At 65.6% G+C, this 25,740-nt stretch carries 24 protein-coding genes; 10 read left to right on the top strand and 14 right to left on the bottom strand.

The features are described from left to right. Positions 1-25 precede the first annotated feature (25 nt). Complete coding sequence (gene glgC, locus AC1DRE_RS00570; protein WP_476982877.1) at positions 26-1,423, bottom strand: glucose-1-phosphate adenylyltransferase; 1,398 nt, start codon at positions 1,421-1,423, stop codon at positions 26-28. A gap of 102 nt (positions 1,424-1,525) precedes the next feature. Between glgC and glgA the strand changes: the two genes are divergently transcribed. Beyond that, positions 1,526-2,722, top strand: coding sequence for a glycogen synthase (glgA, locus tag AC1DRE_RS00565; protein WP_476982876.1), 1,197 nt, complete (start codon positions 1,526-1,528; stop codon positions 2,720-2,722). Between the two features lie 131 nt (positions 2,723-2,853). Here glgA and AC1DRE_RS00560 read toward each other — a convergent pair whose 3' ends face one another. Next, a complete protein-coding gene (locus AC1DRE_RS00560; protein ID WP_476982875.1) occupies positions 2,854-4,968 on the bottom strand; it encodes an acyl-CoA dehydrogenase family protein in 2,115 nt (704 codons plus the stop codon). 30 nt (positions 4,969-4,998) lie between these two features. Beyond that, positions 4,999-5,745 (bottom strand): TetR/AcrR family transcriptional regulator, encoded by a 747-nt coding sequence (locus tag AC1DRE_RS00555; RefSeq protein ID WP_476982874.1) that lies wholly within the window; start codon positions 5,743-5,745, stop codon positions 4,999-5,001. Positions 5,746-5,808: 63 nt separating this feature from the next. On the opposite strand from AC1DRE_RS00555, the gene AC1DRE_RS00550 reads away from it, so the two are divergent. From AC1DRE_RS00550 to AC1DRE_RS00540, 3 genes are read left to right on the top strand one after another with little or no spacing between them, the layout of a single operon-like run. Next, positions 5,809-7,176 carry an acetyl-CoA C-acetyltransferase gene (locus AC1DRE_RS00550; protein WP_476982873.1) on the top strand — a complete coding sequence of 456 codons (1,368 nt, stop codon included), beginning with the start codon at positions 5,809-5,811 and terminating at the stop codon, positions 7,174-7,176. 10 nt (positions 7,177-7,186) lie between these two features. Next, positions 7,187-8,527 carry a 3-oxoacyl-ACP reductase gene (locus AC1DRE_RS00545; protein ID WP_476982872.1) on the top strand — a complete coding sequence of 447 codons (1,341 nt, stop codon included), beginning with the start codon at positions 7,187-7,189 and terminating at the stop codon, positions 8,525-8,527. Further along, the gene (locus AC1DRE_RS00540; protein WP_476982871.1) at positions 8,524-9,435 is read left to right on the top strand and encodes a MaoC family dehydratase; all 912 of its coding nucleotides are present in this window, start codon (positions 8,524-8,526) and stop codon (positions 9,433-9,435) included. The genes AC1DRE_RS00545 and AC1DRE_RS00540 overlap by 4 nt, the downstream gene beginning before the upstream one ends. A 114-nt stretch (positions 9,436-9,549) precedes the next feature. Here AC1DRE_RS00540 and AC1DRE_RS00535 read toward each other — a convergent pair whose 3' ends face one another. The 5 genes from AC1DRE_RS00535 to AC1DRE_RS00515 are packed head-to-tail and all read right to left on the bottom strand — an operon-like array spanning position 9,550 to position 14,110. Continuing rightward, positions 9,550-10,671 (bottom strand): FUSC family protein, encoded by a 1,122-nt coding sequence (locus AC1DRE_RS00535; protein ID WP_476982870.1) that lies wholly within the window; start codon positions 10,669-10,671, stop codon positions 9,550-9,552. 51 nt (positions 10,672-10,722) lie between these two features. Next, positions 10,723-11,859, bottom strand: a complete 1,137-nt coding sequence (locus AC1DRE_RS00530) for a serine hydrolase domain-containing protein (protein WP_476982869.1) — start codon at positions 11,857-11,859, stop codon at positions 10,723-10,725. A gap of 38 nt (positions 11,860-11,897) precedes the next feature. Next, positions 11,898-12,980 carry a glutathione S-transferase family protein gene (locus tag AC1DRE_RS00525; RefSeq protein ID WP_476982868.1) on the bottom strand — a complete coding sequence of 361 codons (1,083 nt, stop codon included), beginning with the start codon at positions 12,978-12,980 and terminating at the stop codon, positions 11,898-11,900. Positions 12,981-12,989: 9 nt separating this feature from the next. Next, the gene (locus tag AC1DRE_RS00520; RefSeq protein WP_476982867.1) at positions 12,990-13,748 is read right to left on the bottom strand and encodes a M50 family metallopeptidase; all 759 of its coding nucleotides are present in this window, start codon (positions 13,746-13,748) and stop codon (positions 12,990-12,992) included. Then, a complete protein-coding gene (locus tag AC1DRE_RS00515) occupies positions 13,745-14,110 on the bottom strand; it encodes a TraR/DksA family transcriptional regulator (protein ID WP_476982866.1) in 366 nt (121 codons plus the stop codon). The genes AC1DRE_RS00520 and AC1DRE_RS00515 overlap by 4 nt, the downstream gene beginning before the upstream one ends. Positions 14,111-14,287: 177 nt before the next feature. Between AC1DRE_RS00515 and AC1DRE_RS00510 the strand changes: the two genes are divergently transcribed. Together AC1DRE_RS00510 and malQ are read left to right on the top strand one after the other, a co-directional pair. Next, complete coding sequence (locus AC1DRE_RS00510; protein WP_476982865.1) at positions 14,288-14,806, top strand: hemerythrin domain-containing protein; 519 nt, start codon at positions 14,288-14,290, stop codon at positions 14,804-14,806. Positions 14,807-14,895: 89 nt separating this feature from the next. Continuing rightward, positions 14,896-17,049: a 4-alpha-glucanotransferase gene (gene malQ, locus AC1DRE_RS00505; RefSeq protein WP_476982864.1), complete on the top strand. Its 2,154-nt coding sequence runs from the start codon at positions 14,896-14,898 to the stop codon at positions 17,047-17,049. Between the two features lie 26 nt (positions 17,050-17,075). On the opposite strand, the gene AC1DRE_RS00500 is transcribed toward malQ, so the two are convergent. From AC1DRE_RS00500 to AC1DRE_RS00475, 6 genes are all read right to left on the bottom strand, one after another. Then, a complete protein-coding gene (locus AC1DRE_RS00500) occupies positions 17,076-17,963 on the bottom strand; it encodes an HNH endonuclease (protein ID WP_476982863.1) in 888 nt (295 codons plus the stop codon). Between the two features lie 59 nt (positions 17,964-18,022). Continuing rightward, the gene (locus AC1DRE_RS00495) at positions 18,023-18,394 is read right to left on the bottom strand and encodes a SpoIIAA family protein (protein WP_476982862.1); all 372 of its coding nucleotides are present in this window, start codon (positions 18,392-18,394) and stop codon (positions 18,023-18,025) included. Positions 18,395-18,537: 143 nt separating this feature from the next. Beyond that, positions 18,538-19,737 carry an L-2-hydroxyglutarate oxidase gene (lhgO, locus tag AC1DRE_RS00490; protein WP_476982861.1) on the bottom strand — a complete coding sequence of 400 codons (1,200 nt, stop codon included), beginning with the start codon at positions 19,735-19,737 and terminating at the stop codon, positions 18,538-18,540. 42 nt (positions 19,738-19,779) lie between these two features. Further along, positions 19,780-21,081 (bottom strand): class I SAM-dependent methyltransferase, encoded by a 1,302-nt coding sequence (locus AC1DRE_RS00485; protein ID WP_476982860.1) that lies wholly within the window; start codon positions 21,079-21,081, stop codon positions 19,780-19,782. Between the two features lie 483 nt (positions 21,082-21,564). Next, positions 21,565-21,756 carry a hypothetical protein gene (locus AC1DRE_RS00480; RefSeq protein ID WP_209744677.1) on the bottom strand — a complete coding sequence of 64 codons (192 nt, stop codon included), beginning with the start codon at positions 21,754-21,756 and terminating at the stop codon, positions 21,565-21,567. Continuing rightward, on the bottom strand, positions 21,753-22,226 hold the full coding sequence (locus AC1DRE_RS00475) for a hypothetical protein (RefSeq protein WP_476982859.1): 474 nt from the start codon (positions 22,224-22,226) through the stop codon (positions 21,753-21,755). The genes AC1DRE_RS00480 and AC1DRE_RS00475 overlap by 4 nt, the downstream gene beginning before the upstream one ends. Before the next feature lie 108 nt (positions 22,227-22,334). On the opposite strand from AC1DRE_RS00475, the gene AC1DRE_RS00470 reads away from it, so the two are divergent. The 4 genes from AC1DRE_RS00470 to AC1DRE_RS00455 all read left to right on the top strand — a co-directional run bounded on the left by AC1DRE_RS00470 (position 22,335) and on the right by AC1DRE_RS00455 (position 25,378). Continuing rightward, complete coding sequence (locus AC1DRE_RS00470; RefSeq protein ID WP_476982858.1) at positions 22,335-22,913, top strand: hypothetical protein; 579 nt, start codon at positions 22,335-22,337, stop codon at positions 22,911-22,913. A 127-nt stretch (positions 22,914-23,040) separates the two neighbouring features. Further along, positions 23,041-23,781 (top strand): HNH endonuclease family protein, encoded by a 741-nt coding sequence (locus AC1DRE_RS00465; RefSeq protein ID WP_476982857.1) that lies wholly within the window; start codon positions 23,041-23,043, stop codon positions 23,779-23,781. 207 nt (positions 23,782-23,988) lie between these two features. Further along, a complete protein-coding gene (locus AC1DRE_RS00460; protein WP_476982856.1) occupies positions 23,989-24,492 on the top strand; it encodes a DUF805 domain-containing protein in 504 nt (167 codons plus the stop codon). 271 nt (positions 24,493-24,763) lie between these two features. Then, positions 24,764-25,378: a carbonic anhydrase gene (locus tag AC1DRE_RS00455; RefSeq protein ID WP_476982855.1), complete on the top strand. Its 615-nt coding sequence runs from the start codon at positions 24,764-24,766 to the stop codon at positions 25,376-25,378. Positions 25,379-25,740 lie beyond the last annotated feature (362 nt).

Here is a 25,740-nt window from a genome sequence, read left to right as displayed (position 1 = left end):
TTAAGGGATTGTTGCTGATCGTCTCCTAGTCGGTGGCAGGCACGCGGACGGCCGCTGAGTGGGCCTCCCCGGCCTTCTCCACGGACTCCCTGGCAAACGGGGAATTCTGCGTTGCCGCCTTCACCGCGTTGGGTACGAGGTGCAGGTTGGCCGCTGAAAGCTCCCGTTCCGCTGCGTCCGGCTCAGGGACGTGCTGGCCCTTGGACAGAACCGTGATGCCGGAGTCCGTCACCTTGAAACCGCGGGCACGGTCGCGTTCCGGATCGAGACCGATCGCGGCCCCCGCGGGCACCTTGACGTTCTTGTCGATGATGGCGCGGTTGACCACGGCACCCTCGCCGATCTGGACCTTGTCCATCAGCACGGAATCCACCACGCGGCTGGATGTACCCACGTAGACGTCGTTGGACAGGACGGAGCCCTCCACGATGCCGCCGGAGATCACTACGCCGCTGGCCACGATGGAGTCCAAAGCGGTTCCCACGGTGTTGCGGTCGCCGCGGACGAATTTGGCTGGCGGAGAAATGCTCTGGCGCGTGTAGATGGGCCATTCGGAGTTGTACAGGTTGAACACCGGAAGCGGCGAGATCAGGTCCATATGGGCGTCGTAGAAGGAGTCGATCGTGCCGACGTCCCGCCAGTACGTACGGTCCCGCTCGGTGGAACCCGGAATATCGTTCAGCGTGAAGTCATAAACGCCGGCTTCGCCCTGGCTGACGAAGTAAGGGATGATGTCCCCACCCATGTCGTGCTTGGTGTCGAGGCGTTCGGCGTCGACGTGCAGGGCCTCCACCAGTGCGTCGGCGTTGAAGACATAGTTCCCCATGGACGCCAGGAACTGTGTGGGATCAGCTGCCAGGCCCGGGGTCGAGGAAGGCTTCTCCACAAAAGCGGCGATCTTCTGCGGATCGTTCTGGTCCACTTCGATCACACCGAACTGGTCGGCCATGCTCAGGGGCTGCCGCACTGCAGCCACGGTTGCCTTCGCCCCGCTGGCCACGTGCTGTTCCACCATCTGGGCGAAGTCCATCCGGTAAACGTGGTCCGCGCCAACCACCACCACAATGTCCGGGTTGGCATCATGGATCAGGTTCAGGGACTGGTAGATGGCGTTGGCGCTGCCAAGGAACCAGCTCTTGCCGACACGCTGCTGCGCCGGAACCGATGCAACATAATTGCCAAGCTGCGTGGACATCCGCCAGGTCTCGGAAATATGGCGGTCCAGGCTATGCGATTTATATTGCGTGAGGACAACTATCTGGAGATAGCGCGAATTTACGAGGTTTGATAGCGCGAAGTCGATTAGCCGGTAACTCCCGGCAAACGGCACGCCGGGTTTAGCCCTGTCAGCCGTCAATGGCATAAGACGGTTTCCCTCGCCTCCGGCGAGGACAATAGCCAGGACTTTCTTATTCAACGGCATTATGGTCGCTCCTGTACGCCTTCGTAACTACCCCAAAAAGTCCGGCATGCCCGGACCCCTTCACACTAGAACAGATACGCCGGAACGACTACCTTGGGTAACGTGCGAATAGACATTGTGACTAAAGAGTTCCCGCCCGAGATCTACGGTGGCGCCGGCGTCCACGTGGCTGAATTAAGCCGCGTCCTGGCCAAACATGTGGATTTGCAGGTGCGCGCCTTCGGTGCGCCCCGGGATCCCGACTATCACGGGGCCAAAGTGACGTCCTACTCGGTTCCGGAGGACCTGGGTGCGGCCAATGCCGCCGTCCAGACCCTGGGCGTGGACCTGCGGATCGTTCCGGACATCGCAGGAGCGGACCTGGTCCATTCGCACACGTGGTATGCCAACATGGCCGGCCACTTGGCATCGCTGCTCCACGGTATCCCGCATGTGCTGAGCGCCCACAGCCTCGAGCCGCTGCGCCCGTGGAAGGCCGAACAGCTGGGTGGCGGCTACGCGCTGTCCTCCTGGGTGGAGAAAACCGCCTATGAGGCCGCCGCAGCAATCATCGCCGTCTCCGAGGGGATGCGCCAGGACATTCTGCGCAGCTACCCGGATGTCGACCCCACCAAGGTCCGCGTGGTGCACAACGGCATCGACGTCGAACTCTGGAAGCGTGACGAAGGCGACGACGCCATCAGGGCGCTGGGCATCGACCCGGAACTTCCCAGCGTGGTCTTCGTAGGCCGGAACACCCGCCAGAAGGGTGTTCCGTACCTGCTCCGTGCAGCGGCGAAGCTGCCGGCGGACGTCCAGGTGGTGCTGTGCCTCGGCGCAGCGGACACGCCCGAACTCGCGGCGGAAACCGCACGGCTGATCGAGGAACTCCAGAGCCAGCGCAGCGGCGTAATCCTCATTGAGCGGATGCTGCCCCGCAATGAACTCATCCAGGTCCTCAGCCACGCCACAGCCTTTGCCTGCCCGTCCATCTACGAGCCGCTCGGCATCGTGAACCTGGAAGCCATGGCCTGTGGCGCTGCCGTTGTGGCCAGCGCCACCGGCGGCATTCCCGAAGTTGTCCAGCACGGCGAAACCGGTCTGCTGGTGGACATCGAACAGGTCACCGACGGGACGGGCACTCCGCTTGATCCCGAGAAGTTCGTTACCGAATTTGCGGCTGCCCTGACCGAAGTGGTGTCAGATCCCGAGAGGGCGCGCGCCATGGGGCAGGCGGGCCGCCGCCGGGCGGAGGAGCACTTCTCCTGGGAGTCCATCACGGAAACGACACTCGAGGTGTACCGCTCGGTCCTCGCCTGAACCGGAGCGGACGGCCGCTGCCAACCGCCACGGGTAATCGGTAGCGGGCAATAGACGACGACGGCGCCGCCCCCACTTAGGGGGCGGCGCCGTCGTGGTTTCCGCAGTTTCCTACGCAAATCCGGGCGAAGCTAGCGGCGCGGAGCCTTAGCTTCCCGGACCTGCCGGGCCAGCAGGACCTTTTCCTGCACCGGCGCCTGTCCGTCTGCGCGTTGCGCCCGGAAGTACGCGCGTGCCTCGTCCTGGCGGATCTGCTCGGCCCCGGTCGCGATAGCCGCACGAAGGTGCTCCGGCCCGTACCCGAAGGCATCCACAAGGTCCAGGGCATGCGGGCGGATCTTGGCCAGCAGCCGGTTGATGTAGTCGCCCACGGTGCGTCCGCGCTGCATCGAAAGCCGCCCGTTCATGAGGTACCAGGACAGGTTTTTCTCGATGAGCGAGAGCCCGAACAGATCCCGGAGCCAGGTCAGCACGCGCCTGGTACCCGGGTCAGCCACATTGGCCAGCGCCTCCGTGAAGGCCTCCCACTGCAGGAGCTCCGCATGGGCCTGCGCTGCCTCGATCAGTTCATGCTGGTGCTCGTTGAAGACGGCGGCCGCCTGGTGCTGGGGCATCTTGTTGGTGCCCTTCAGCTCGGCTCCGACCTCGGCCACCATGGTCTGTACCCGGTCGGTCAGCAGCAGCCGCTGGGTGTCTTCGTCCCTGAGCGCGATTGCTGCCTTCTGCACTGACCCTGTGTCGGCAACAAACTGGGCAACCTGGCGCAGGCCCGTCCGGTGCACTGCGACTCCGGCGGCCTGGCTCACGACGTAGCGTGCCAGCACGCCGACGCCGACGGTGCGGAACTCCTTGGCGTAGTCGGCGAGGAGGCGTTTGGCCACCAGCTGGAGCAGCACGGTGTTGTCGCCCTCGAAGGTCGCGTACACATCCAGGTCTGCGCGCAGTGATGCGAAGCGGTTCTCAATCAGGAACCCGGCACCGCCGCAGGCTTCGCGGCATTCCTGGAGGGTATCCAGGGCGTGCCATGTGCTCAGCGGCTTGAGTGCGGCGGCGAGGGTTTCCAGGTCCTGGCGGTCCTCGTCCGTATCGTGTGCGCCGGAGAAGACGTCGTCGAACTTCTGCAGGAGCTGCTCGTGCGCGAAGCCGGCGGCATAGGTCGTGGCGAGCCGGGTGAACAGCCGCCGCTGATGGCGCTGGTAGTCAAGCAGCACTTCCTCGTCAGTGTGGGAGGAAGCGTTGAACTGGCGGCGCTCGGCGGCGTACTGGATGGCGGTCTTGAGGGCGAGCTTGCTGGCCGCGACTGCGGCACCGTCCAAGGACACGCGGCCCTGGACCAGGGTGCCCAGCATGGTGAAGAAGCGGCGGCCCGGGCTGGCGATGGGTGAAGTGTAGGCGCCGCCGGCATCAACATTGCCGTAGCGGTTGAGCAGGTTGGTGCGCGGGATGCGGACATTGCTGAAGTGCAGCCGGCCGTTGTCGATGCCATTAAGTCCGCCCTTGACGCCGTCATCCTCACCGCCGATGCCCGGCAGGAATTCCTTAGTCTCCGGATCCCTCAGGTCAACGTAGAACGCGTGCACTCCGTGATTTACGCCGTTCGTCACGAGTTGGGCGAAGACCACGGCGCCGAGCCCGTCAATTGCGGCGTTGCCAATGTAGTCCTTCCAGGCGGCGCGGAAGGGTGTGTGGATCACGAACTCCTGTGTGGCAGGGTCGAAAGTGGCCGTGGTGGCAATGCTGGCCACGTCGGAGCCGTGCCCGGTTTCCGTCATGGCGAAGCAGCCCGGGATGTCCAGGTTCATGATGCCGGGCAGCCACTTGGCGTGGTGCTCCTCGGTGCCCAGGTGCATCACAGCTGAGCCGAAGAGCCCCCATTGGACCCCCGCCTTGATCTGGAGCGACGGATCGGCCGTGACCAGTTCCTCGAACCCGGCGATGTTGCCGCCGTGATCGTCGGAACCGCCCAGTGCTGCGGGAAATGCCCGGTGGACGGCCTTGTTCTCAACCAGGTATTTCAGCTGGCCGAACGTGCGCTTCCGGTGCTCGGTGTGGGTGAGGCCCTCGGTCTTGTGCAGTTCGGGACGGCCTGACAACTCGCGCGAGTGCCGGCGGATGTGGGCCCAGTTGCCCAGGAGCTGCTCGCCCAGGGCGGCGACGTCGACGGCGGGCTGCCCGCCGGCTGGTTGTTTTGTACGGCCGGCGGGTCGGCTGGCCTGGCCGGAGGGTCGGTCAACTACGTCAGTCATGTCGATTCCTTCTTTGGTTCTGACAATTCACTAAGGGTTTGGGGTCTGGGGGTCCGCAGTTTCCAGTTCCGGGGCTATTCCGACGCACAGCCAGGCAGTGATCTGGCGGGCCATGGCGTCCTGCGTCGGTTTGGCAGCAGACTCGGGAGTGCCCAGCCACTGCTCCCCGGCGTTCCGCACGAGCCCGATTGCCGCGGTGGGCCAGTAGCCGATCACGGCTTCCTTGCCAATGCCCAGCTGCGCGCGCATGGGCCGGGCAATCATGTCGCGCACCTCTTCGAAGAAGTGGCCGAGGGCTCCGGATACTGCCATGCCCGCGTTAGCTGCCCCTGGCTCGCCTGAAGAGTAGGTGGTGACGAACGTATAGACGTTCGGGCTGGTTTCCGCCATTTGCAGATAGGCCGACACCATGGCGAGCAGCCCTTCCCGGGGTGTCTGCGCGCTCTGGGCAGCTTCCTGGATGCGGCGCTGCATCTGGCTGAGCACCACTTCGCCCACTGCCTGCTGCAGTCCGGCTTTGTCGCCAAAGTAGCGGTAGAACACCGACTTTGACGTGCCTGCCGAGGTCGCGATGTCCTCCATGGAAGCATCGCTGCCGAGCGCGTGGACGGCTTTCCGCGCGGACTTGATGAGTTCACGCCGACGTTCCTCCCGGTGTGACTGCCAGCGGGCGGCGCGCCCGTCGACAGTGCCGCTCGAGGGATCACTGCCTGAAGCGGCCCCGCCGGAGGCGGCCCCGCCGGAGGGCGCGGGAAGTTCATTGTGGAGGATGTTCACGATACCCAGCGTATCAGGTACGCTGGGTATCGGTAACCAGCGTTGATCAAGAGGAGACATCACATGTCCTTTACCGGACAGTCCGCAACCGGACCAGACGAATCATCCACCACCCGCTCGCCAACACCTGCGGGCTTGGTGCGCAAAGCTGTGGTGGTAGGCGGCAACCGGATTCCGTTCGCGCGGACAGGCGGGGCCTACACCAGGTCTTCCAACCAGGACATGCTGACGGCCGCACTGGACGGGCTCATTGCCCGCTTCGGCCTCCAGGACGAGCGGATCGGCGAGGTTGCCGCAGGCGCGGTCCTCAAGCACTCCCGCGACTTCAACCTCACCCGCGAGGCGGTGCTGGGCTCTGCCCTCTCTGCCGAAACGCCCGCCTACGACCTGCAGCAAGCCTGTGCCACCGGGCTCGAAACGGTCCTTGGCCTGGCCAACAAGATCAAACTGGGCCAGATCGAATCGGCCATTGCGGGCGGCGTCGACTCGGCCTCCGATGCGCCCATCGCCGTGAGCGAGGGCCTGCGCGAGGTGTTGCTGGACCTCAACCGTGCCAAGTCCCTGCCCCAGCGGCTTCAGGTCCTGAGCCGCCTCCGGCCGAAAGACCTGGCACCCGACGCGCCGAACACGGGGGAGCCCCGGACGGGCCTTTCCATGGGCGAACACCAGGCTCTCACCACGGCACAGTGGAAGATCGCACGCGAAGCGCAGGACGAGCTCGCCTACAACAGCCACCGCAATCTTGCAGCCGCCTATGATGCGGGGTTCTTCGACGATCTGCTCACGCCTTACCGCGGCCTGAACCGGGATTCGAACCTCCGCCCCGACACAACCCTGGAAAAGCTGGCCACACTGAAGCCTGTCTTCGGTAAGAACCTCGGCGCTGAGGCAACCATGACCGCCGGCAACTCCACACCGTTGACCGATGGTGCGTCCACCGTGCTGCTGGCCTCGGAGGACTGGGCGGACGCGCACGAGCTGCCGAAGCTTGCGGCCGTCGTGGACGGCGAGGCGGCCGCGGTCGACTTCGTCCACGGCAAGGACGGCCTGCTGATGGCGCCTGCGTTCGCTGTGCCCCGGCTGCTGGCCCGCAACGGCCTGACACTTGATGACATCGATCTCTTCGAGATCCACGAGGCGTTCGCCGGAACAGTCCTCAGCACCCTGGCCGCGTGGGAGGACGAAGAGTTCGGGCGCACGCGGCTGGGCCTGGACGGCGCATTGGGCGGCATTGACCGTTCCAAGCTCAATGTCAACGGCTCCTCCCTGGCGGCGGGGCACCCCTTTGCCGCCACCGGTGGACGGATTGTGGCCTCACTGGCCAAGATGCTTCACGAAAAGGGCCAGGTGGACGGCCGTCCGGCCCGGGGCCTGATTTCCATCTGCGCTGCCGGCGGCCAAGGGGTCGTCGCCATTCTTGAAGCACTCTAGGGAGGCCGGCGTGACAGACAAGTACACACAATTCGTAAGCCGCGGAATCGGCAAGGATGTCGCCAGGAAGCTTGGTCTGCCGCAGCCGGCAGTGCTCAGGCGCTATCAGCCGGGACAGTCCCTCGTTCCCGGCCCGATCCTGGTCCAGGGATCCAGCGGAGGCGCTGACGAACTGGCCGCCGCACTCCTGTCCTGGGACCTGGACGTCCGCCGGCATGCAGTGCCACGGGAGAAGCTGGGCGCGATCGTTCTCGTCCTGGACGAACTCGATCGCCCGGAGGACCTTGAAAGGCCGGTTCTCTCGGCGGCGTCGTCCATCCGGGACCTCGCGCCCAACGGCCGCGTGGTCACGGTGTCCCGTACCCCGGCGAGCGCGCAGGGCCCGGCAGCCGCTGCAGCGCGTCAAGGCGTGGACGGCCTGCTGCGTTCACTCGCCAAGGAGTTGCGCGCCGGCGCCACGGCAAACGGCATCGTACTGGCCGAGGAGGTAACCACCGCAAGCCCCAGCGCTCTCGGCGCCCTGCGCTTCTTCCTGTCCGGCCGCTCCGCCTTTGTCGACGGGCAGCTCCTCACCGTCGCAACAGGGGAAGGGCAGCTCCCTGCCGATCCGGAAAAGCCGCTCGCCGGCAAAGTCGCTGTCGTGACCGGCGCCGCCAGGGGCATCGGCGCGGCAATTGCCCGCACGCTCCACCGGGACGGCGCCACCCTGGTGGTCGTCGACATCCCTGCCGCCGGAGACCATCTGGCAGCGGTGGCAAACGAAGTCCGGGGGACTGCCCTGCAGCTGGACATCAGCCGGGAGGATGCCGGCCAGCGGATCATCGACCATGCGGTGGGAAGGCACGGCCGGCTGGACATCGTCATCCACAACGCAGGCATCACGCGGGACAAGCTGCTGGCCAACATGGACCAGGGCCGCTGGAATTCGGTGATTGCCGTCAACATCGCGGCGCAGCTTCGCATCAATGAGGCGCTGCTGGCGTCCGAACACTTCCGGAACGCACCGCGGATCGTGTCGGTCGCTTCCACCAGCGGCATTGCCGGCAACCGCGGGCAGACGAACTACGCGGCGTCCAAGGGCGGCGTGTTGGGCATGGTGCGCGCCACGGCACCGCTCCTGGCGGAACGCCACGGTTCCATCAATGCAGTTGCCCCGGGCTTCATCGAAACTGAAATGACTGCACGGATTCCGTTTGCGACGCGTGAAATAGCCCGGCGCCTCAACTCCCTGCAGCAGGGCGGGCAGCCCGGTGACGTCGCCGAGGCCATTGCGTTCCTGGCCAGCGACGCCGCCGGCGGCATCACAGGCGAGGTGCTGCGGGTGTGCGGACAGAACATGGTGGGCGCATGACCGGTGCCCAGCCCGTAATCCTCGGGGACATGCCGTCCCTGTCCAAGCTGTACGTCAATGCTGCCGCCACTGCGGCAAGGCGCCGCATCCTTGGTACCGACGCGGGGATCGCACTGCCCCCCTGCGGGCATGAGGTCAGGGGCGTGAAAGCGCAAGTGGGTAACCTCACCGCCTACCAGCACCTTGTGGGCGAGACCGCAAGCGACGTCCTGCCGGCCGGGTTCATTCATGCCCTCACGTTCCCCGTGTCAATGAGCGTGATGAACCGTGACGATTTCCCGCTGCCGTTGCTGGGAATGGTGCACCTCAACAACACCGTGGAGCAACACGAAACGGTCCTGTTCACCGAGGCAGTGGACATCACATCCTGGGCCGAGAACCTGCGCGGGCACCGTGCCGGCACCCAGGTGGACATCGTTGCGGAGGTCCGCCGCACGGGGGAAACCCGGGTCCGCTGGAAGGGAACCTCCACCTACCTGGCTAAAGGCGTCTTCCTCCCGGGGATCGACAAGCCCTCGGCACCCGCCACGTCCACAGCGTTCGCGGCGCCTGACCCCACGGCACTCTGGCAGCTGGGCGTCGACACCGGCAGGGCATATGCGGCGGTGTCCGGCGACTTCAACCCCATCCACCTGAGTGTGCTCTCGGCAAAGGCCCTGGGCATGCGGCGCTCCATCGCGCATGGCATGTACCTGGCCTCGCGCGCACTCGCCGACGTCGGCGCCGTGAAGGGGGATTCCTTCCGCTGGGATGTTGCCTTTGAAGCGCCGGTGTTCCTGCCGGCCCGTGTGGCACTGGACATCAGTTCGGTCCATGCTCCGGCCGGCGCCTGGCAGCACTCCGAGTACGTTGCGTGGAATCCGCGGTCGGGCCGGCGGCACTTTAGCGGTTCCGTGGCGGCGCTGTAGCGCCACGGTCCCGCAATACCGCCGAAATCACGACGCCGGCGGTCACCCCGCACGGTGAACTCCGGCGTCGTGGTTAACGCGGTGGCTAATCCTGGCCGCCGCTACCGCCTCGGCTCAGGACTGCCCGGCAGTGACCGCACGGAGGATACGGTGCAGGTTCAGGACAATGGATTCGGCCGCGCTCGGGGCCTGCGGGTTGACGTCATCGGAGGCCATCCGCCCGGCCAGGGTGTCCACGGCGGAATTGGCCGCGGCAATCAGCTCGTTTTGTTTGTCCGGATGCTCGTCCTCCATGGACCTCATCACCTCGCTGACCGCTTCCAGCGCATCAGCAAGGGGCTCGCTGTAGGGAAGCGGGATCACGAAGGGGACGTCCTTGTCCCAAATGACGTCCGACAGGACTTCGGTCATATCCCGGATGTGGAAGGTCACGCTTTCCAGGCCGCTGAGGTCCCTGTAATCCCGGTCCAGGTCGTGGTCGTGGAGACGGCGCCGTGGATTGGCCTGCCTGCTGGCATCAGCCTTCTGGACGGCAGCGCGAACCGCCCGTGCCGATTGGGCGAGCGCCTCCGAACGCACTGCCCAATCCTCGTGTTCGGGCGGCCAGGTTTCCCGCAGGGCTGCCCCCATGTCCGCGAGCTGCTTGGCGAGCGCCCACCGGAGTTCGGCGAGGCTGAGGGCTGCGGCCTTGAAGTGGAGCGGGGGAAAGACCAGCAAGTTGACGGCGATGCCCACAACCACACCCACGCCCATCTGCAGGAGGTAGCCGAAGGAGAAATCGTCCGGGTTGTCGCCCCCCACCAGGAGGACCAGCAGTGCCGCCGTCGGAATCCAGTCGCGTCCGGCTCCAAGCCGCGGCAGCCCGGCCAGCAGGACGCCCAGCCCCATCACGACGGCCACCGTCACCGGCGACGGATCGCTGAAGCTGACCAGCAGGAACGCCAGGCCAATTCCGAGCCCCAGCCCCACCAGCGTCTGCACGCCTTGCTTCATGGAACCCGAAACGTTCTCGTACATCGCCACGAGGGCGCCGAGCGGGGCGTAGTAGGGGTACTGGGCTGCGGCGCCGGGCATCAGCGGTGCAATGAGGAAGGCCAGGCCCGCCGCGAGGCCTGCCTTCGCTGCCAGCTGCAGCCGGGGGCCCGAGAGGGCAGCGGCCACGCTGTCCCGCACGGACTGCCATATCCTGCCGGTCCGCGATGGGCTGGCTTCATCTTGCTGTTTTGCGATTTCCATTTGGCCTCACCCTAAGCGGGTCCTGATGGTGCTACAAGTGGACAAACCTACTCACGAGTAGGTTTTGGTAGCCGGTACATGCCGGGCCGTGGCTGCTGCCTGCCTCACCGCGGAGGCCAGTCGGTGTGCCCTGCCGGGGGTGCGGCCTTCCTCCTGCCTCCCGGGAATGTAGCCGTAGGCGAGATCGTAGGCGGGGTCTGCGAAGCCGAGCGCGGCGTTGGCACCTTCGTGGCCGAACGCACGGTGGCTGCCGAAATTCCGGCTGGGATGCGGCTTCATGAATACGATGGCAAAAGCGTTGTCGAGGCCCGACGCGCGGTCCAGGCCCCACACCTGTTCCTCGGACATGGTCCGGACGGTTTCTGCCGAAAGGAAGCCGTCGCCGCCGTCGACGCCGGTGGTGCCGGCGGCATACAGGCGTGCGAGGCCGTCGGCGGATCCCACGCCTCCGGCGCTGCTCATGCCGTGCTCGCGGATGACCCTGTGGTTGGGGAGTTCCATGACCGTGCTGACGGCGGCGTTGCCGTTCAGGCCATCGAGTCCCAGCGGATCCAGCCACGGCTGGAGGGGGTCGACGTCGTACAGCACGTCCCGGTAGCGGGGTTCCTGGTCCTCCGGCAGTCCCAGGAAGAAGTCGACGCCGAAGGGCACGCGGATGCGGGCATCGTACAGTTCCTGCAGTGTGCTGCCGGTGACGCGGCGGCAGAGCTCCTCCATGAGGATCCCAATGGTCAGGGCGTGGTAACCGAATGTGGCACCGGGACGCCACAGGGGAGCGGCTTCCGCGAGCCTGCGGGCCGCGTCCGCCGTCGTGAATTCACTGAGTGCGAATCCGCCTTCAACGCCAAGCAGCCCTGCCCGGTGGGAGAGCGCATGCCGGACGGTGACTGCGCCTTTTCCATGGGCCGCGAACTCCGGCCAGTAGTGCGCCACCGGGCGGTCAAGGTCAAGTAGTCTGTCCTGGACCAGGAGGCCGACGACGAACGCCGCCACGCCCTTGGTGCAGGAATAGGCACCCGTGATGGAGTCGGCAGCCAGGTGCGGGCCGCCGCTGAGGTCCAGCACCTTGCTGCCTGACCGGTAGACGGCGAGCTGGGCACTGTATTCCGGATCATCCCCGAGGAACGATTCAAAAAGAGCCCGGACCGCTTGGTATTCGGGCGCGGCAAATCCTGACGAGAATGGCATGGCTCAACATTAGCGGGGCGGGCGGATGACAGCGGCGATCAGCGGGCGCCGTGTCCCGGCGCAACTTCTTCGCCGCTGCGTACGGCGCCGGGCGCGGTGCCGTCTCCGAAGGGACGCCCGCCAAGCGCCTCCCGGCCGTGCCGGGTCAGCCAGCCGGAAAGATCCGGTCCCTGCGGCACGATTCCGGTGGGGTTGATGTCCTCATGAACGATGTAGTAGTGCTGTTTGATCTGGACAAAATCGATGGTGTCGCCGAAACCCGGCGTTTGGAACAGGTCCCGGGCGTAACCCCACAGGACCGGCATCTCACTGAGCTTCTGGCGGTTGCACTTGAAGTGGCCATGGTAAACGGCATCGAACCGGACGAGGGTTGTGAACAGGCGGACGTCCGCTTCGGTGATCGTGTCGCCCACCAGGTACCGTTGCCCGGCAAGCCGCTCTTCGGCCCAGTCCAGGGCAGTCCAGAGGCGTGCGTAGGCGGCGGCGTAGGCCTGCTGGGAACCTGCGAAGCCGCACCGGTACACGCCGTTGTTGATTTCGGTAAACACTCTTCTGTTGACCTCGTCGATTTCCCGGCGCAGATGTTCCGGGTAGAGATCGGGTGCCCCGGGACGGTGGAACGCTGTCCACTCCGTGGCGAAGTCCAGCGTGATCTGGGGGAAGTTGTTGGTGACCACCTCACCTGACCGGATATCCACGATCGCCGGCACGGTGATTCCGCGGGGGTAATCGGGGAACCTCCGGAGGTAGGCGTCCTGGATCCGCTCGATCCCCAGCACCGGGTCGACGCCGTCCGGGTCCAGATCGAATGTCCACGACCGTGCGTCATGAGTGGGACCGGGCTGCCCGAGGGAAATGGCGTCCTCAAGCCCCAGCAGCCGCCGGACGATTACCGTCCTGTTTGCCCACGGGCAGGCACGGGCTGCGATGAGGCGGTACCTGCCCGCCTCCACCGGCCAGCCGGGTTCGCCGTTGGGTCCGGGGGTGCCGTGGCGGGTTATCCGGTCCTCGATGTAGTTGGTGTCCCGGGTGAATTCTTCTCCGCCGGTGACGTAGGACCCTCTGGTGCTGGACCCGGGGTCGGATCGATGTTCGGCTGCAGCGCGGGAAACGGAAGTCATGCTTCCACCCTATTGCCGCGCCAGCCCCGGCAAAGCCGACAGCACTTGGGCCATCGGCTGCCAGGCCACCCACCAGGAACCCGCAACGACGGCGGCGAATAGCAGAATCCAGATGGCTGAGGGCACGGACGTTGCACGGTAGAGGAGGTGGGCGTCTGACGTGGGCAGCCTGTCCCGGCGCCGCAGATGGACGTTGGAGAGTTTGGCCAGGTCACGGACGGCGGCGACGAGCAGGGCGAGCCCCAGGGAGATCACCACGTGGGCGGTGAATTCAGGCGGAACGAACAGCACCAGGAGCGCTGAGCCAAGGACGGCTGCAGACGTGATCAGGAGCCCCATGGCGTTGCGGATGAACAGGAAGGAGCCCAGCAGGATCAGGGTGCCGACAGACATCGCCGCCGGGCCCCAGCCGTTGAAACCAGACCACACCATGGCGGATCCGACGACGCCGGGTACCGGATAGCCCCAAAACGTCGACCAGATGGCTGGGAAGCGGCCCCTGCTGTACGTGGTGGTTGTCCCGGAGTGGTCCAGGCTCAGCCTGATGCCTCCCAGGCGTTGCCCGGTCATGAGGGCCGCGAACGCGTGGCCAAGCTCGTGGGTGACGGTGGCCAGCAGCCCGAAGTACCGCCAGGACCCCTTGGGGAGGGATAAGGCCGTGGCAACCAGGATGACCAGCATCAGTTCCATTGCAGTCACCTGCGGGGACGGGGACTGTGAAAATCCCGACAGAATCCGCTGCCACAGCGAACCGGCAACGTCCGTCATGCTTTCCGGCCCAACGTTCCGCCGGCATGGTCGATGCAGTACGGCGTCCAGGGGCGGGCTTCGAGCCGGCCTTCGGCTATGGGCGCCCCGCAGATTTCGCAGTAGCCGTAGCTGCCGTCTGCGATCCGTCCCAATGCCGCCTCGACCTGCACGAGCGTGGCGCTGCTTTGCTGCATCAGTGCGGCGGCCTGGGAGAGCTCAAAGGCGATGGTGGAGCCCTCCGGATCATGTTCGTCGTCGACGTTTGAGTCCTGGCGTGCAGCATTGGCGGAGCTAATGTCCGCACGGAGGGCCGGTAGCAACAGAGCCTTCCGGGCACGCTCCTCTTCCAGCAGCATCCTGAATCTCTCGACGTCGACCATAGTGTCCAAGGCTAGCCCGGTCCAGGCAGCGAGTCGAAAGCGGCCTGATGTAGTCAGGCCCAAAGACCCCTTGCCGCAGGGCCGTGCCTCCGTAGAGTGAAAGTGCGTAACGCCAGTTCTTGCCCGGTGAGAGGCCCGCCCGCCGGACGGCAGGCGCGCATGAGACCGGGAGAGACCATGAACGATCCGTCGAAGAAGGACCCCGCAGCAGAGGCCGAAGCCCTGGAGGCCGTGGAGAGGCACCACGCGAGCATGCTAAGACGACTCACGGCGCTCACTGACGCCTTCACGAGCTCCGTGGAGAAGCATGACGCCTCGGCCGAGCATGATGCCCACGCAGTGCTGCTGGAGTGGTGCGAGAACGAATTGGTGCCCCATGCGCTCGCCGAAGAAGGCCCCCTTTATGGCGGGCCGCGGAAATCCGAGGCGGGAAGGCTGCTGGTTGAAGGCATGCTGGCAGAGCACCAGGTGATCGTGGCCCTCGTGGAGGAGTTCCGCGGCGCCAGGGGCGTCAGGGCCGCGGTAGCCGCCGGCGCCATTCAACGCATCTTTGCCCTGCATCTGGATAAAGAGAACCGGCTCCTCATGCCATTCGTGGTGGCCTCGCCCGAACTGTCCCTGGCCGAAGCCGTTTCAGGGCTGCACGAGCTTGTGGGCGAAGAGCATGCGCACCGCCGGGGAAGCGGGCATGGCTAACCGTATCCGCTCCCGAGGTCACCGACGGTTGGAAAAATGGGGGCCGGGCCTGCCCTTGCCGCGGGTCGGCTAGCCCATAGAGTAGGGCCATGGCGGATGTAACGGCACAGGACCACATGGACATTGACGACGAACTGCTCCGGAGACTGGCGGCAGCCCGCGGCGTGAGCACCTCCTTCCGCGGCTGGGACGGCGTTGCGCATCCCGTTGCGGCCAGCACGCTGCGGAGCGTGCTGACCGCTTTGGGGGATCGAACCGAGACGGTGGAGGACCTTCAAGGCGCCCTGCGTGCCGCGGAACTGGAGCCGTGGACGCGCGTGCTGCCGCCGTCGCTCGTTGCCAGGGAAGGCAGGGAAATCCATATTGCCGTTCATGTGCCGCACGGTACCGGCGTCAATGTGTGGGCGGTGACTGAGGACGGGAACCGCGTGGACGCGGAGCAGCGTGAAGACTGGCAGGCGCCGAGGGACGTGCAAGGCGTCCTGACAGGGAGGGCTGCTTTCGCCATTCCCGGCGGTTTGCCCCTGGGCTGGCACACCCTGCATGCCGACGCCGACGGGGAGCGGGCAGAGTGTGCGCTGATCATCACGCCCGAACGGCTGGAGACTGCCCGGCACCTGGCGTCGGAGCGACATTGGGGCCTTACCGCCCAGTTGTATTCGGTGCGGTCGTCCCGGTCGTGGGGCATCGGCGACTTTTCAGACCTCGTTGACCTTGCCGCGATTGCAGGCAACGATGGTGCGGGTTTTGTCCTGGTGAATCCACTGCATGCGGGGGAGCCCCGGCCGCCCATTGAAGATTCACCGTACCTGCCCACCACGCGCCGTTTCTTCAACCCGCTCTATATCCGCGTTGAGGACGTACCGGAGTACGGGTACCTCGATCCTGCGTCCCGGGCCGCGATCGGGAACAGCGCGGCCGGCCTGCACTCCGCCAATACGGCCGACGGCCTGTTGGACCGAAATTCCAGCTACGAAGCAAAACTCGCCGCGCTCGAGCTCATTTTCAGGGTCCGCCGCAGCCCCGGCCGTGCCCTCATGTTCAAGAATTTTTGCGCAACGGAAGGTAAGGGGCTGGATGACTTCGCGCTGTGGTGCGCCCTTGCGGAACGGCTTCCGTCCGCGGCACCCGAATGGCGCGGCGAGGCGTCGTCACCGGACACCCCGTACTGCGACACCATGCGGGAGGCATTGGCGGACCGGCTGGAGTTCTATCGATGGATGCAGTGGATCTGCGACGAACAACTGGCCACAGCGCAGCGGGCGGCCAAGGCGTGCGGGATGGCGATCGGGATCGTCCATGATCTTGCCGTGGGCGTGAAGACGGACGGGGCGGATGCCTGGATGCTCCACGGCGTGCTCGCCCAGGGCGTCACGGTCGGCGCCCCGCCCGACGTCTTTAACCAGCAGGGACAGAACTGGACCCAGCCGCCGTGGCATCCTGGCCGTCTGGCGGCTGCAGGGTACAGGCCCTACCGAGACATGCTCCGGACCATACTCCGTCATGCAGGCGGCGTCAGGGTCGACCATATCCTGGGTCTCTTCCGCCTGTGGTGGATTCCCGAAGGCGCCGGACCGGCTGACGGCACGTATGTCTACTACGACCATGAAGCCCTGATCGGCATCCTCGCCCTGGAGGCCCAGCGGGCGGGCGCCACAGTGGTCGGGGAAGACCTTGGCGTGTTCGAGCCCTGGGTCCGTGACTACCTGACGGAGCGGGGCATCCTTGGTACCTCCATTCTGTGGTTCGAACACGGCGAAGACGGACCGCTTTCGCCCGAGGAATACCGGCAACACTGCCTGACCAGCGTCAACACCCACGATTTGCCCCCGACGGCGGGATATCTCGCCGGGGAGCACGTCACGCTCCGCGAATCCCTGGGGCTGCTGCTGCGCCCCGTCGAGGAGGAGCGGGCGGAGGCCTTGGCCGAACAGGAGGCCGTGCTGGCCATGGTGCGCGAACGGGGGCTGCTGCCCGATGCGCCGGACGATGTCCAACGCACGGTAGAGGCGCTCTACGCCTTCACCGCCCTGACGCCGTCCGCCCTGCTGGGTGTCGCCCTCGTTGACGCCGTGGGGGAAACCCGCACCCAAAACCAGCCCGGAACGGACGCGGAACACCCTAACTGGCGCATCCCGCTTGCGGGCCCCGAGGGGCCGGTCCTCATTGACGACCTGCCGGCGAATGACAGGTTCAATTCCCTGGTCGGGGTGGTCCGCGACGCGCTGAAGGCCTCACGCTGAAGAGGCGTTGCCGCGCTGCGCGATCTTTACGGCCCGGGAACCGGCGGATACCCGGGCTCAGCCTGAGCAGGGCCGAGGATCCGCTGTGCCTCGTGTTGGGACTCCAGTTCCCCGGGGCTAAGGGTGCGCCCGCGCATGAAGCCGGCGCCGGCCAGGAGCTGGCGCAGTTCGGAGAGGGACCGCGGCGTGGTCGCACCGATGTGGGCCATGGCGTGGCAGTTCGCACAGAGCGGCACCAGATCCGTGACCGGATCCAGCCGGTAGTTGCTGTCGAGCTGCGATGCCGGCACCGTGTGGTGCACATCGATGAAGTCCCTGCCGGTTTCACCGTAGGCGATTTCGAAGGAAAAACCGCAGGCAGCACAGATGGTTCCGTAGTGGGCGATGCAGGCTCGTCGTGCCTCCGGGTTCCGTTCATAGCGGTTCACACCAACTGTGCTGACGGCCCAGGCGGGGTAGGTCCCGGGCACCGGCAACGCGGAGTCCGGGATTGGCGCCGGGCCTTCCACCTGCCATAAGTCACGGATGCGGGCCTCCGCGGACAGCGCTATGGCCTGGCCGTTGCGGACAACGTTCCACTGCACCTCCGGAACGCTGTCCCTCAGAACCTCGGGCGCCACCTGGTCGCCGAGGGGAAGGAGCGAATCGAAGGCGACGATCAGCTGCGTGGATGCCGTACCGGCGGCCGCCCCTTCGCAGGGCTGCACCGGGATCACCGTGCCGTGTCCGAGCAGGCCCCTCCCATGCTTGCCCCGCAACAGCAGCCAGGCATCCCCGCCGGCGGGAGTGCCTGCCGGGCGGGCAACGTCCCACCGGACGTGGAACTGCCCGGTTTCGCGAACCTGTTCGACGACGGACGTGTAGTTCCAGTCGTTCCAGCGCTCCGGGTTCCACACCAGGAAGATGGCTGTCATGCGCCCATTCTTTCAGTGCTTCAGTCCGTCGGACACGCCGGTCCGTGCGGTGGGGAAATTCATTCGCTGACGGTTTGGAGCCAGTTCAGTGCTTCGTCCTCGTCGGTGAAGTATTCGCTCGGACAGGCCGGCAGCGGGAGCCCGAGCAAACCGTGGGCGATGACGCGGTCCACGGGAGTACTGCCAACGATGGCGAAGGCGCTGACTGTCACGGCCGAGCTGTAGACGCCGATCGCTTCCCTGCTGACTGAACCCACTCCTGTGATTTCCAGCAACACGCCACCGCGGGAGCCCCCGGTCAGTGCCAGCAGCTGTTCCCGGGTGCGGACACCGTCCTCCTCCGTGATCCGGGCGCTGGGCCGCAAGGTAATGCGCGATATTCCTTGGCGTACGCGGACCACACTGACGTTGGCCTCCGTGTTGTTTGTCATTGGGTCCCCCAAGGGGCAGTACTCGGCTCAGCCGGACGGCTGCAATTATTTTCCCCGGCGGTTCCGGGCCGGAAACCTGCCCCGGCGTCAATCTAACGGGCCGGAGCACCGTTGTCCATCAACCACGCAGCACGGACTGCCCTTCAATTGCGGGAGAGGACATGGTGCTCCAGGAGATGTTCGGCGATGGCCATTGCGGAGGTTGCCGCGGGGGAGGGCGCATTCCGCAGGAGCGTCACCGGCCCCATCTTCTCGATTGCGAAGTCATCGAGGAGGCCACCGTCCAGCGACCATGCCTGGGCTCGGACGCCGGCGGCAGTCTTCGCCGTGAGGTCGTCCATCTGCAGTTCAGGGATGAACCTGCGGGCCTGCTGGAAATACAGGGGCTTGACCAGCGACGCGGCGATCTCTTTCGCGCCCATCCGCCAATGTTTCCTGGCCAGGGCGCCGGCACCCGGCCACAGGATCGACGCGGCAGTGTCCTTGAGGGACACGTTGCCCCAGCTGTAGCCCTCCCGGGCCAGGGCAGGAACGGCATTCGGTCCTACGTGGACGGCGTCATACACCCCGCGGGTGAAGTGCACGCCCAGGAAGGGAAAACGGGGATCCGGCACCGGGTAAATCATGCCTTTGACGAAATGTTGCTTCGCTGCGGACAAGCCCCAGTATTCGCCGCGGAAAGGAAGGATTTTGGGCGCCGCGGATGCGCCCACAAGTCTGGCAACGACGTCGGACTGCAGGCCGGCGCAGACGATCAGGCGATCGAACATGAACTCCGCGTGGCTGGTGGTGACTCGCACCTTACCGCGCTCGGTGGTGATGGCAACGGCTTTATGCCCGAACAGGATCTGCCCGCCCGCGGACCGGATGTCCTCGGCCATGGCCTCCGTGATGGCCACAAAATCCACGACGGCGGTATGCGGCGAATGAAGCGCCGCCACCCCTGCGACGTGCGGCTCGACGTCGCGCATCGCGCCGGCATCGAGCCGGCGCAGCCCGGGCACGCCATTCGCGACGGAGCGGCTTTCAATGTTCGCCAGGGCAGGGAGTTCATCGTCCGTGAGGGCAACGACGAGCTTGCCCAGTTCCCGGTACGGCAGATTCCGCTCCCTGCAGTAATCGCGCGTAAGTACCCGGCCCCGTTGGCACAGCCGGGCCTTCAGCGAGGCCGGCGCATAGTAAAGCCCCGCGTGCACCACACCGGAATTGTGCCCTGTCTGGTGCATGGCAACGCGCTGTTCCTTTTCCAGGACAGTGACGTCCGCCAGCCCGCGGGTGCTGAGGGCTCGCGCCATTGCGATTCCGACGATGCCGCCGCCAATGATGCCTATGCTCTCAGCCATCGCCGTGGCGCCCCTGACTGCTTGCCGATGATTCGCGGGCCATCAAATCCATGCGGTTCGCCGCAGCGGCGGTTCGGTTCCGCCGGAGCGTTGCACGAGCACCTGGTTGACGCCCGTGAGTCCGTCTTCGAAGCCCAGTGCGCTGGCAGCCATGTAGATCCTCCAGATGCGGGCACGTCCGGGGCTGCTGGCGCTGACTGCCTCATCCCAGTGCCGCTCCAGGTTGCGCACCCAGGCGCGGAGCGTCAGCGCATAGTGCCGCCGCAGCGCCTCGACGTCGAGCACTTCGAACCCGCCGGACTCAAGCGCCCCGACCATGTCGGCGAGGCTGAGCATTTCGCCGTCCGGGAAGACGTAGCGGGGAATGAAGGAGTCGGGGTCTTCTTTGGTCGGTCCGGCATTCCAGGAAATCGCGTGGTTGAGTAGCCTGCCGCCGGGACGCAGCAGGCCGTGCAGCTGGGAGACGTAGCGTGAAATCTGCTCGCGGCCCACGTGCTCGGACATGCCGATGGAGCTGATCGCGTCGAACGGCCCGTCGTCCACATCGCGGTAGTCCTGGACCCGGATGTCGACGCGATCGGTCAGACCGGCTTCGGCCACGCGTTTGCGGGCCAGTCCCGCCTGCTCGTTTGAGAGGGTGACGCCGACGACGTCGACGCCGTAGTGCTGGGCGGCGTGCAGGGCGAAGCTGCCCCAGCCGCAGCCGACGTCCAGTACCCGCATGCCGGGCTGTAGCCCCAGTTTGCGGCAGATCAGGTCGATTTTGGCCTCCTGCGCGGCCTCCAGGCTGTCTGGTCCGCCGTTCCCGTCAGCGGGGTGGTTCCAGATAGCGCAGGAGTAGACCATCGATGGGCCAAGGACCATGGCGTAGAAGTCGTTGCCGACGTCGTAGTGATGCGAGATGGCCGCCGCGTCCCGGGTCTTGGAGTGCCGGCCGCCGAGCCGGTGCACCCTTGATTCCTCCGGCGGGGGAGCAGGATTCGGGCCGATTGCGCCGACCCGGACCGCTGTCTTGAGCAGAGTCCATGCTTCCCGCGCGGTAAGCGGCGGGAACGGCCCGGGCTTGGAAAACTTTCCCGCCGAGCTGAGCGCGGCGAAGCTGGCGAATACGTCGCCGGGGGCATCGATTTCCCCTGATACATAAGCCCGGCTGATGCCCAGCTGCCCGGGCGACCAAAGCATGCGCCGCAGTGCGCGCCGGGAGTGGAACTCGAGAACCGGGGCGCCTTCCGGGCCTGCCTCCGAGCCATCCCAGGCGCGAAGCCGGAGCGGGATCCCTTTGGTGCCCAAAACGATGGCAAGCGCTTCCGCCAGCCTTGGTGCCACACCCGTAGTCTTCGTCATGTGCACTGCCTTTCGTCCAACTGATCCTGCTGCCTGCCAGATCCTCATCCCATTGCTGCTGGAGCGCTCTGCCCGTGCTCACGCACCTGTAGCTGTTCAATCTATGGTGCAACCCCCGCCTGTGTCTTGGGCCGAACGACACCCCCGGACCTGTCATCCCAAAAAACGTGTCGACCGCCGAGGGAAATGGGAGGAGGATTAAGGAGCATTCACTATGAGGAGGTCAGTGATGTGCTATCCGTATAACAAGGATTACCGGAGGGACATTCGGAAAGAGGACTCGCGGGAACCTGAAAAGCAGCCGGAACCCCGGGTGGAAGCAAAGGACTTTAAGTTCTGGGCCTTCCCCCGCCGGGAACGGAAGTTCACGGGTTCGGAACCGGTTGTGGACCGCACGCCCGAGAAGGTCTGAGGGAACTCCGATAACGAATCATGCCAAAGGCCCCGCCGTGCGGGGCCTTTGGCATGAGGATCTGGCTTGCGTCAGAGATCTTCCTTGGACAGCGCCTTGGTCTCTGCCGGGGTAGGGCGGCCCAAACGTTCGTCGAGGGCCACACGGAGCTTGGCTGCCGCCACCTGGACTCTGTGTTCCGAGGGGGTCAACTGCCTGCCGCGGGAAGTGGAGACGTGGCGGGGCGTCCGGGACTTTTTCTGTTCCGGTGTGCTGGTGCTCATGGCTTTCCCTCCTCCGTACCGTCGGTGCTCGTGGTTCCATTGTCGCCGATTGGTTCCTCGGAGTCCACGGCGTCGACGTCCTCGTCCCAGGTACCCTCGTCGCCGTTGGCCTCCGTCACCGATTGCCACGCAATGTCCAGCAGTTCCAGTTCCTCTTCGCGGGCAAGGTCACTCCGTGCCAGGACTGCCAGGGATGCCAGCCCAAGGGCCTTGGCGTCCCCGTCGGCGTCCAGGGCTTTGTCGAGGGCCCACTGTGTGCGCTTCCACCATTCGGCACGGTCGTCGGCCCGGGTTCTTTGCTTCAGTGCCTGGGCGTCCGCCACTGCTTTTTGCCGCAGTGTCCGCCACCCGATGAATGCAGCGAGGACAGCGCCGGCCAGAACCGCAAGCGGCCCCAGCGCCGCCACGATCTGCCACCATTCGGCAGGGGCAGCAACACCAAGTTCAAAGGGGCCAGGGGACAACGTCACAGACCAAGACTAGGCGTTGCCTGCTTGCAGGAACGGCATTTAGGGAGCCGCCGCAGCGAGTCTCCTGATCCGGCGCGCTCCGGACCGGTACCGTTATTTCGGGGGTGCATGGAAATGGAAAGCGGCGTAACGGACCGGCTGTGGGACAAGGACGTGCAGGAGTTCATCATTGCCTGCCGGCACGGGCAGCTGAGCGACATCACGTTGGGCTATACGGTGCTGGGTGCCGGGCAGATGTTCCTGACGGCCTCGGCTTTTTACCTGTCCAAAAGAGGACGCCGTGTGCCCATGGGTTACCGGTGGACGGAGTCAAAGTCCGGCCCGGCAGCCGAAATCTTCGTCGGCAGGGCAAAGGCGTCCGCCGGGCAGGAACTGGACGGGCTCTTTGGGCTGGCCCTGAGGGCTGGCCTGTGGGGCGAGCGCCGGCACGTCGCCTTTGCTCTCATGGCGCTGGCTGACGTCCAGTCAAAGGCCGATGGCGTCCGCGGCCGCCTGCAACTTGAGTACCTCAAGGCGCTTTTCGGCGATGAACCGGTTTCCGTGGAACCGCTGCGGTCCGGGCCGGATGACGGTGCCGGTTCTCCGGGACGGCAGTCAAGGATTGCCCAAGCGCAGGAGCTGACCCTGCAGACACTCAATGACCTCGCCTACCTTTACGGTGCCCGCGCCGGGAAGGACACGCTCTAGGCTCGTTTCGAGGCGTGCGGATTGTGGCGGCCCGTGCGCCGGCGGGCACAACTGTGACCGGCGCCATCGTTTGGCCTGCGAGGCGCGGACCCGCGGCGAGGATAGCCTGAGCGGGACCGCCGTATTAATGAAGGACAAGACGATCTCACGCCGCCGTTCCAAAGCCCTGACCCTCCTGACCGCCGCTCTGCTGCTCGGGGGCCTGGCAGGCTGTGACGCCGCAGCCTCCGCGGGTCCGGCGATCGCGAAGGCCGCCCGCGGCGCCGCGCCGTCCACGCCTGCGGAAGATCAGGCAGCGAACCCGGATGAAGTGGCCGCCGCCATTGCCCGGCTCGCCAGTATTCCGGTGAAGGGCCGTGCGCCGAAGACCGGTTACAGCCGCGATCAGTTCGGCGCCGCCTGGGCGGACGTGGACCACAACGGCTGCGACACACGGAATGACATTTTGGCCCGTGACCTGACAGGGGAGTCCTTCAAACCCGGCACGCACGACTGCGTGGTGGCTGCCGGTACGCTGGCTGACAAATACACCGGTAAGACAATCCAGTTCGTCCGCGGCGCGGACACAAGCTCGGCGGTCCAGATTGACCACATCGTTCCGTTGTCACTGGCGTGGCAGACCGGTGCCCAGCTGATCAGCGAAGACAACCGGAAGCAATTCGCCAACGATCCTCTGAACCTCATGGCAGCCGACGGTCCTTCCAACATGGCCAAGTCCGATAAGGACGCCGCCACCTGGCTGCCACCGAACAAGGCCTTCCGGTGCGAGTACGCTGCCCGGATGACGGCGGTGAAGGCCAAGTACAAGCTCTGGGTCACCCGGCCGGAACACGACGCGATCGGGAGCATCCTAGCCTCCTGCACGTAGGCTACGGCGCGTGAAGAGCAGTCGGCAACAGACAGCCGGGAAGGTGCGGCGTCATGGTCGCCAACGCCCTCCTGGCCGCGGTTCTCCATCGACGAAAGTGTCACCTGCCGTAAATCGAAGTAAATTTTATCCATCGAATGGCTAATCGGCCCCCGCTGGCACGTACGATGGGCTCGTCTCGTCAATCCAAATCCATGGGGGAACACCTTGAGCTATTCGCAGTACCCGCAACAGCAGACGCCGCAGCAGACCTGGCAGGGCGGCGGCGAACCGCCTCTCTGGGCGCCGTATTACGGTGCCCCGTTCCCGGCAGCGGTCAAACGGTTCTTCAAGAAGTACGCCACGTTCTCCGGGCGGGCCAGCCGGAGCGAATACTGGTGGTGGACCCTCGTCTCCGTTGCTGTGGGCATCATCCTGAACATCATTATCGGAGTCGGATCCGCCGCAACCACTCCGGCATCCGCCCTCACGAGCCAGGCAGCTCCCGGTCCTGGTGCCACTGTCGGTTACATCCTGCTCGCCGTCTGGTGGCTGGCCACTATCGTTCCGTCGCTTGCCCTCGTTGTGCGCCGCCTGCACGACGGCAACTTCAGCGGCTGGCTGGTGCTCATCGTCCTGGTTCCGTTCCTCGGTGCCCTGGCACTGCTGGTGTTCATGATCCTGGGCTCAAACCCGGCAGGCCAGCGGTTCGACCAGCCTGCCGGCGTCTAGGACGCAAAACGCCGGCCAGCATCTGGCTGAATCACCAACGCAGAAGGGCCCGTTCCTGAACGGGCCCTTCTGGCGTGCCGGCTACCGGGGCGTTCCTCGACGTCGGCCGGGGTGACCGACTGGAGAGTCGCCGGGCGGCTGTGTTCCCGGATGCTGCGAGGTCGATGAGAAAGGCTGTGCCGATGTAGAAGAAGGCGACGAGCCTCGTCGCTGGCCTCTTTGAAGACGGGAGTCTCTAGGGGCGACGGGGTGCTCCCCTACAGTAAGGAGAGTGAGCAGCAGAATCAGCACGTACGAGGCATGGCAGCGCCTCCTTGACGGCAACGAGCGTTTCGTCTCGGGAGATTCGCTGCACCCGAACCAGAACGCCTCCCGGCGGAGCGAACTGGTGAACATGCAAAATCCGTTCGCCGTCATCTTTGGCTGCGCGGACTCCCGTCTCGCCGCGGAGATCATCTTCGACGTCGGCCTCGGCGACGTCTTCGTGGTGCGCACAGCCGGCCACGTGATGGACGACGCCGTTCTCGGCTCGCTCGAGTACGCGGTCTCGGTGCTCCACGTCCCGCTGATCGTCGTCCTCGGACATGACAATTGCGGCGCCGTCACGGCCGCGAAAGACGCCGTGGAAACCGGGGAGTCGCCCCAGGGCCACATCCGCGACCTGGTTGAACGGATCACGCCGTCGGTGCTGAGGTCGCTGCGTGAGGACAAAACGGAGGTCAACGACATGGTCATCGAACACGTCAAGCAGACCGTGCGGCGGCTGCTGGACAGTTCACGGGCGATCTTCGACGCCGTGGACAATTACTCCACCGTGGTGGTCGGCGTCACCTACCGCCTCGAAGAGGGCCGGGCACAGCTCGTCTCCACAGCCGGCGTCCTCTAAAGCGGACGCGGCTGATCTGGCTGAGGAGGATGAGCCCGTTCCTCGAAGGCACGCGTATGGAGTCATCACCACCCACAAACAGGAACGCCGTGGACGCATCCTCGTCGCCGAGGAGGCACGGTCCTCCTGCGTGGCCCCGAATGCACCATCAGCAAGAGCGCGGAGCGGGCTGCCGGCGTGGTCGGCTGGTCCAGAGCCACCTCGTACCGGTATCTGAAGAAGTACGGCATTGAGGTACCGGAGCAGGATGAACGGCACGGCAAGGGCTGGTACCTCCGGTTCACGAAGGCCACAGACACATCCAACAGCGATTTGGTGGCTTTCAAGCTAGGAGATTTTGGCAACCCCTACGCTTATGGATG

It is taken from the genome of Arthrobacter sp. P4_H3 (genome assembly GCF_056400885.1).
Note: the sequence above shows the minus strand (reverse complement) of the source record. Positions and strands in the feature narration are given on the sequence as shown.

What these genes read in the sequence shown, in the direction of transcription:
- glgC (WP_476982877.1), bottom strand. Translation starts at nt 1,423, where the DNA reads ATGCCGTTGAATAAGAAAGTCCTGGCTATTGTCCTCGCCGGAGGCGAG.
- AC1DRE_RS00560 (WP_476982875.1), bottom strand. Translation starts at nt 4,968, where the DNA reads ATGACTGACGTAGTTGACCGACCCTCCGGCCAGGCCAGCCGACCCGCC.
- AC1DRE_RS00550 (WP_476982873.1), top strand. Translation starts at nt 5,809, where the DNA reads ATGTCCTTTACCGGACAGTCCGCAACCGGACCAGACGAATCATCCACC.
- AC1DRE_RS00540 (WP_476982871.1), top strand. Translation starts at nt 8,524, where the DNA reads ATGACCGGTGCCCAGCCCGTAATCCTCGGGGACATGCCGTCCCTGTCC.
- AC1DRE_RS00535 (WP_476982870.1), bottom strand. Translation starts at nt 10,671, where the DNA reads ATGGAAATCGCAAAACAGCAAGATGAAGCCAGCCCATCGCGGACCGGC.
- AC1DRE_RS00530 (WP_476982869.1), bottom strand. Translation starts at nt 11,859, where the DNA reads ATGCCATTCTCGTCAGGATTTGCCGCGCCCGAATACCAAGCGGTCCGG.
- AC1DRE_RS00525 (WP_476982868.1), bottom strand. Translation starts at nt 12,980, where the DNA reads ATGACTTCCGTTTCCCGCGCTGCAGCCGAACATCGATCCGACCCCGGG.
- AC1DRE_RS00520 (WP_476982867.1), bottom strand. Translation starts at nt 13,748, where the DNA reads ATGACGGACGTTGCCGGTTCGCTGTGGCAGCGGATTCTGTCGGGATTT.
- AC1DRE_RS00515 (WP_476982866.1), bottom strand. Translation starts at nt 14,110, where the DNA reads ATGGTCGACGTCGAGAGATTCAGGATGCTGCTGGAAGAGGAGCGTGCC.
- AC1DRE_RS00510 (WP_476982865.1), top strand. Translation starts at nt 14,288, where the DNA reads ATGAACGATCCGTCGAAGAAGGACCCCGCAGCAGAGGCCGAAGCCCTG.
- malQ (WP_476982864.1), top strand. Translation starts at nt 14,896, where the DNA reads ATGGCGGATGTAACGGCACAGGACCACATGGACATTGACGACGAACTG.
- AC1DRE_RS00500 (WP_476982863.1), bottom strand. Translation starts at nt 17,963, where the DNA reads ATGACAGCCATCTTCCTGGTGTGGAACCCGGAGCGCTGGAACGACTGG.
- AC1DRE_RS00495 (WP_476982862.1), bottom strand. Translation starts at nt 18,394, where the DNA reads ATGACAAACAACACGGAGGCCAACGTCAGTGTGGTCCGCGTACGCCAA.
- lhgO (WP_476982861.1), bottom strand. Translation starts at nt 19,737, where the DNA reads ATGGCTGAGAGCATAGGCATCATTGGCGGCGGCATCGTCGGAATCGCA.
- AC1DRE_RS00485 (WP_476982860.1), bottom strand. Translation starts at nt 21,081, where the DNA reads ATGACGAAGACTACGGGTGTGGCACCAAGGCTGGCGGAAGCGCTTGCC.
- AC1DRE_RS00480 (WP_209744677.1), bottom strand. Translation starts at nt 21,756, where the DNA reads ATGAGCACCAGCACACCGGAACAGAAAAAGTCCCGGACGCCCCGCCAC.
- AC1DRE_RS00470 (WP_476982858.1), top strand. Translation starts at nt 22,335, where the DNA reads ATGGAAATGGAAAGCGGCGTAACGGACCGGCTGTGGGACAAGGACGTG.
- AC1DRE_RS00465 (WP_476982857.1), top strand. Translation starts at nt 23,041, where the DNA reads ATGAAGGACAAGACGATCTCACGCCGCCGTTCCAAAGCCCTGACCCTC.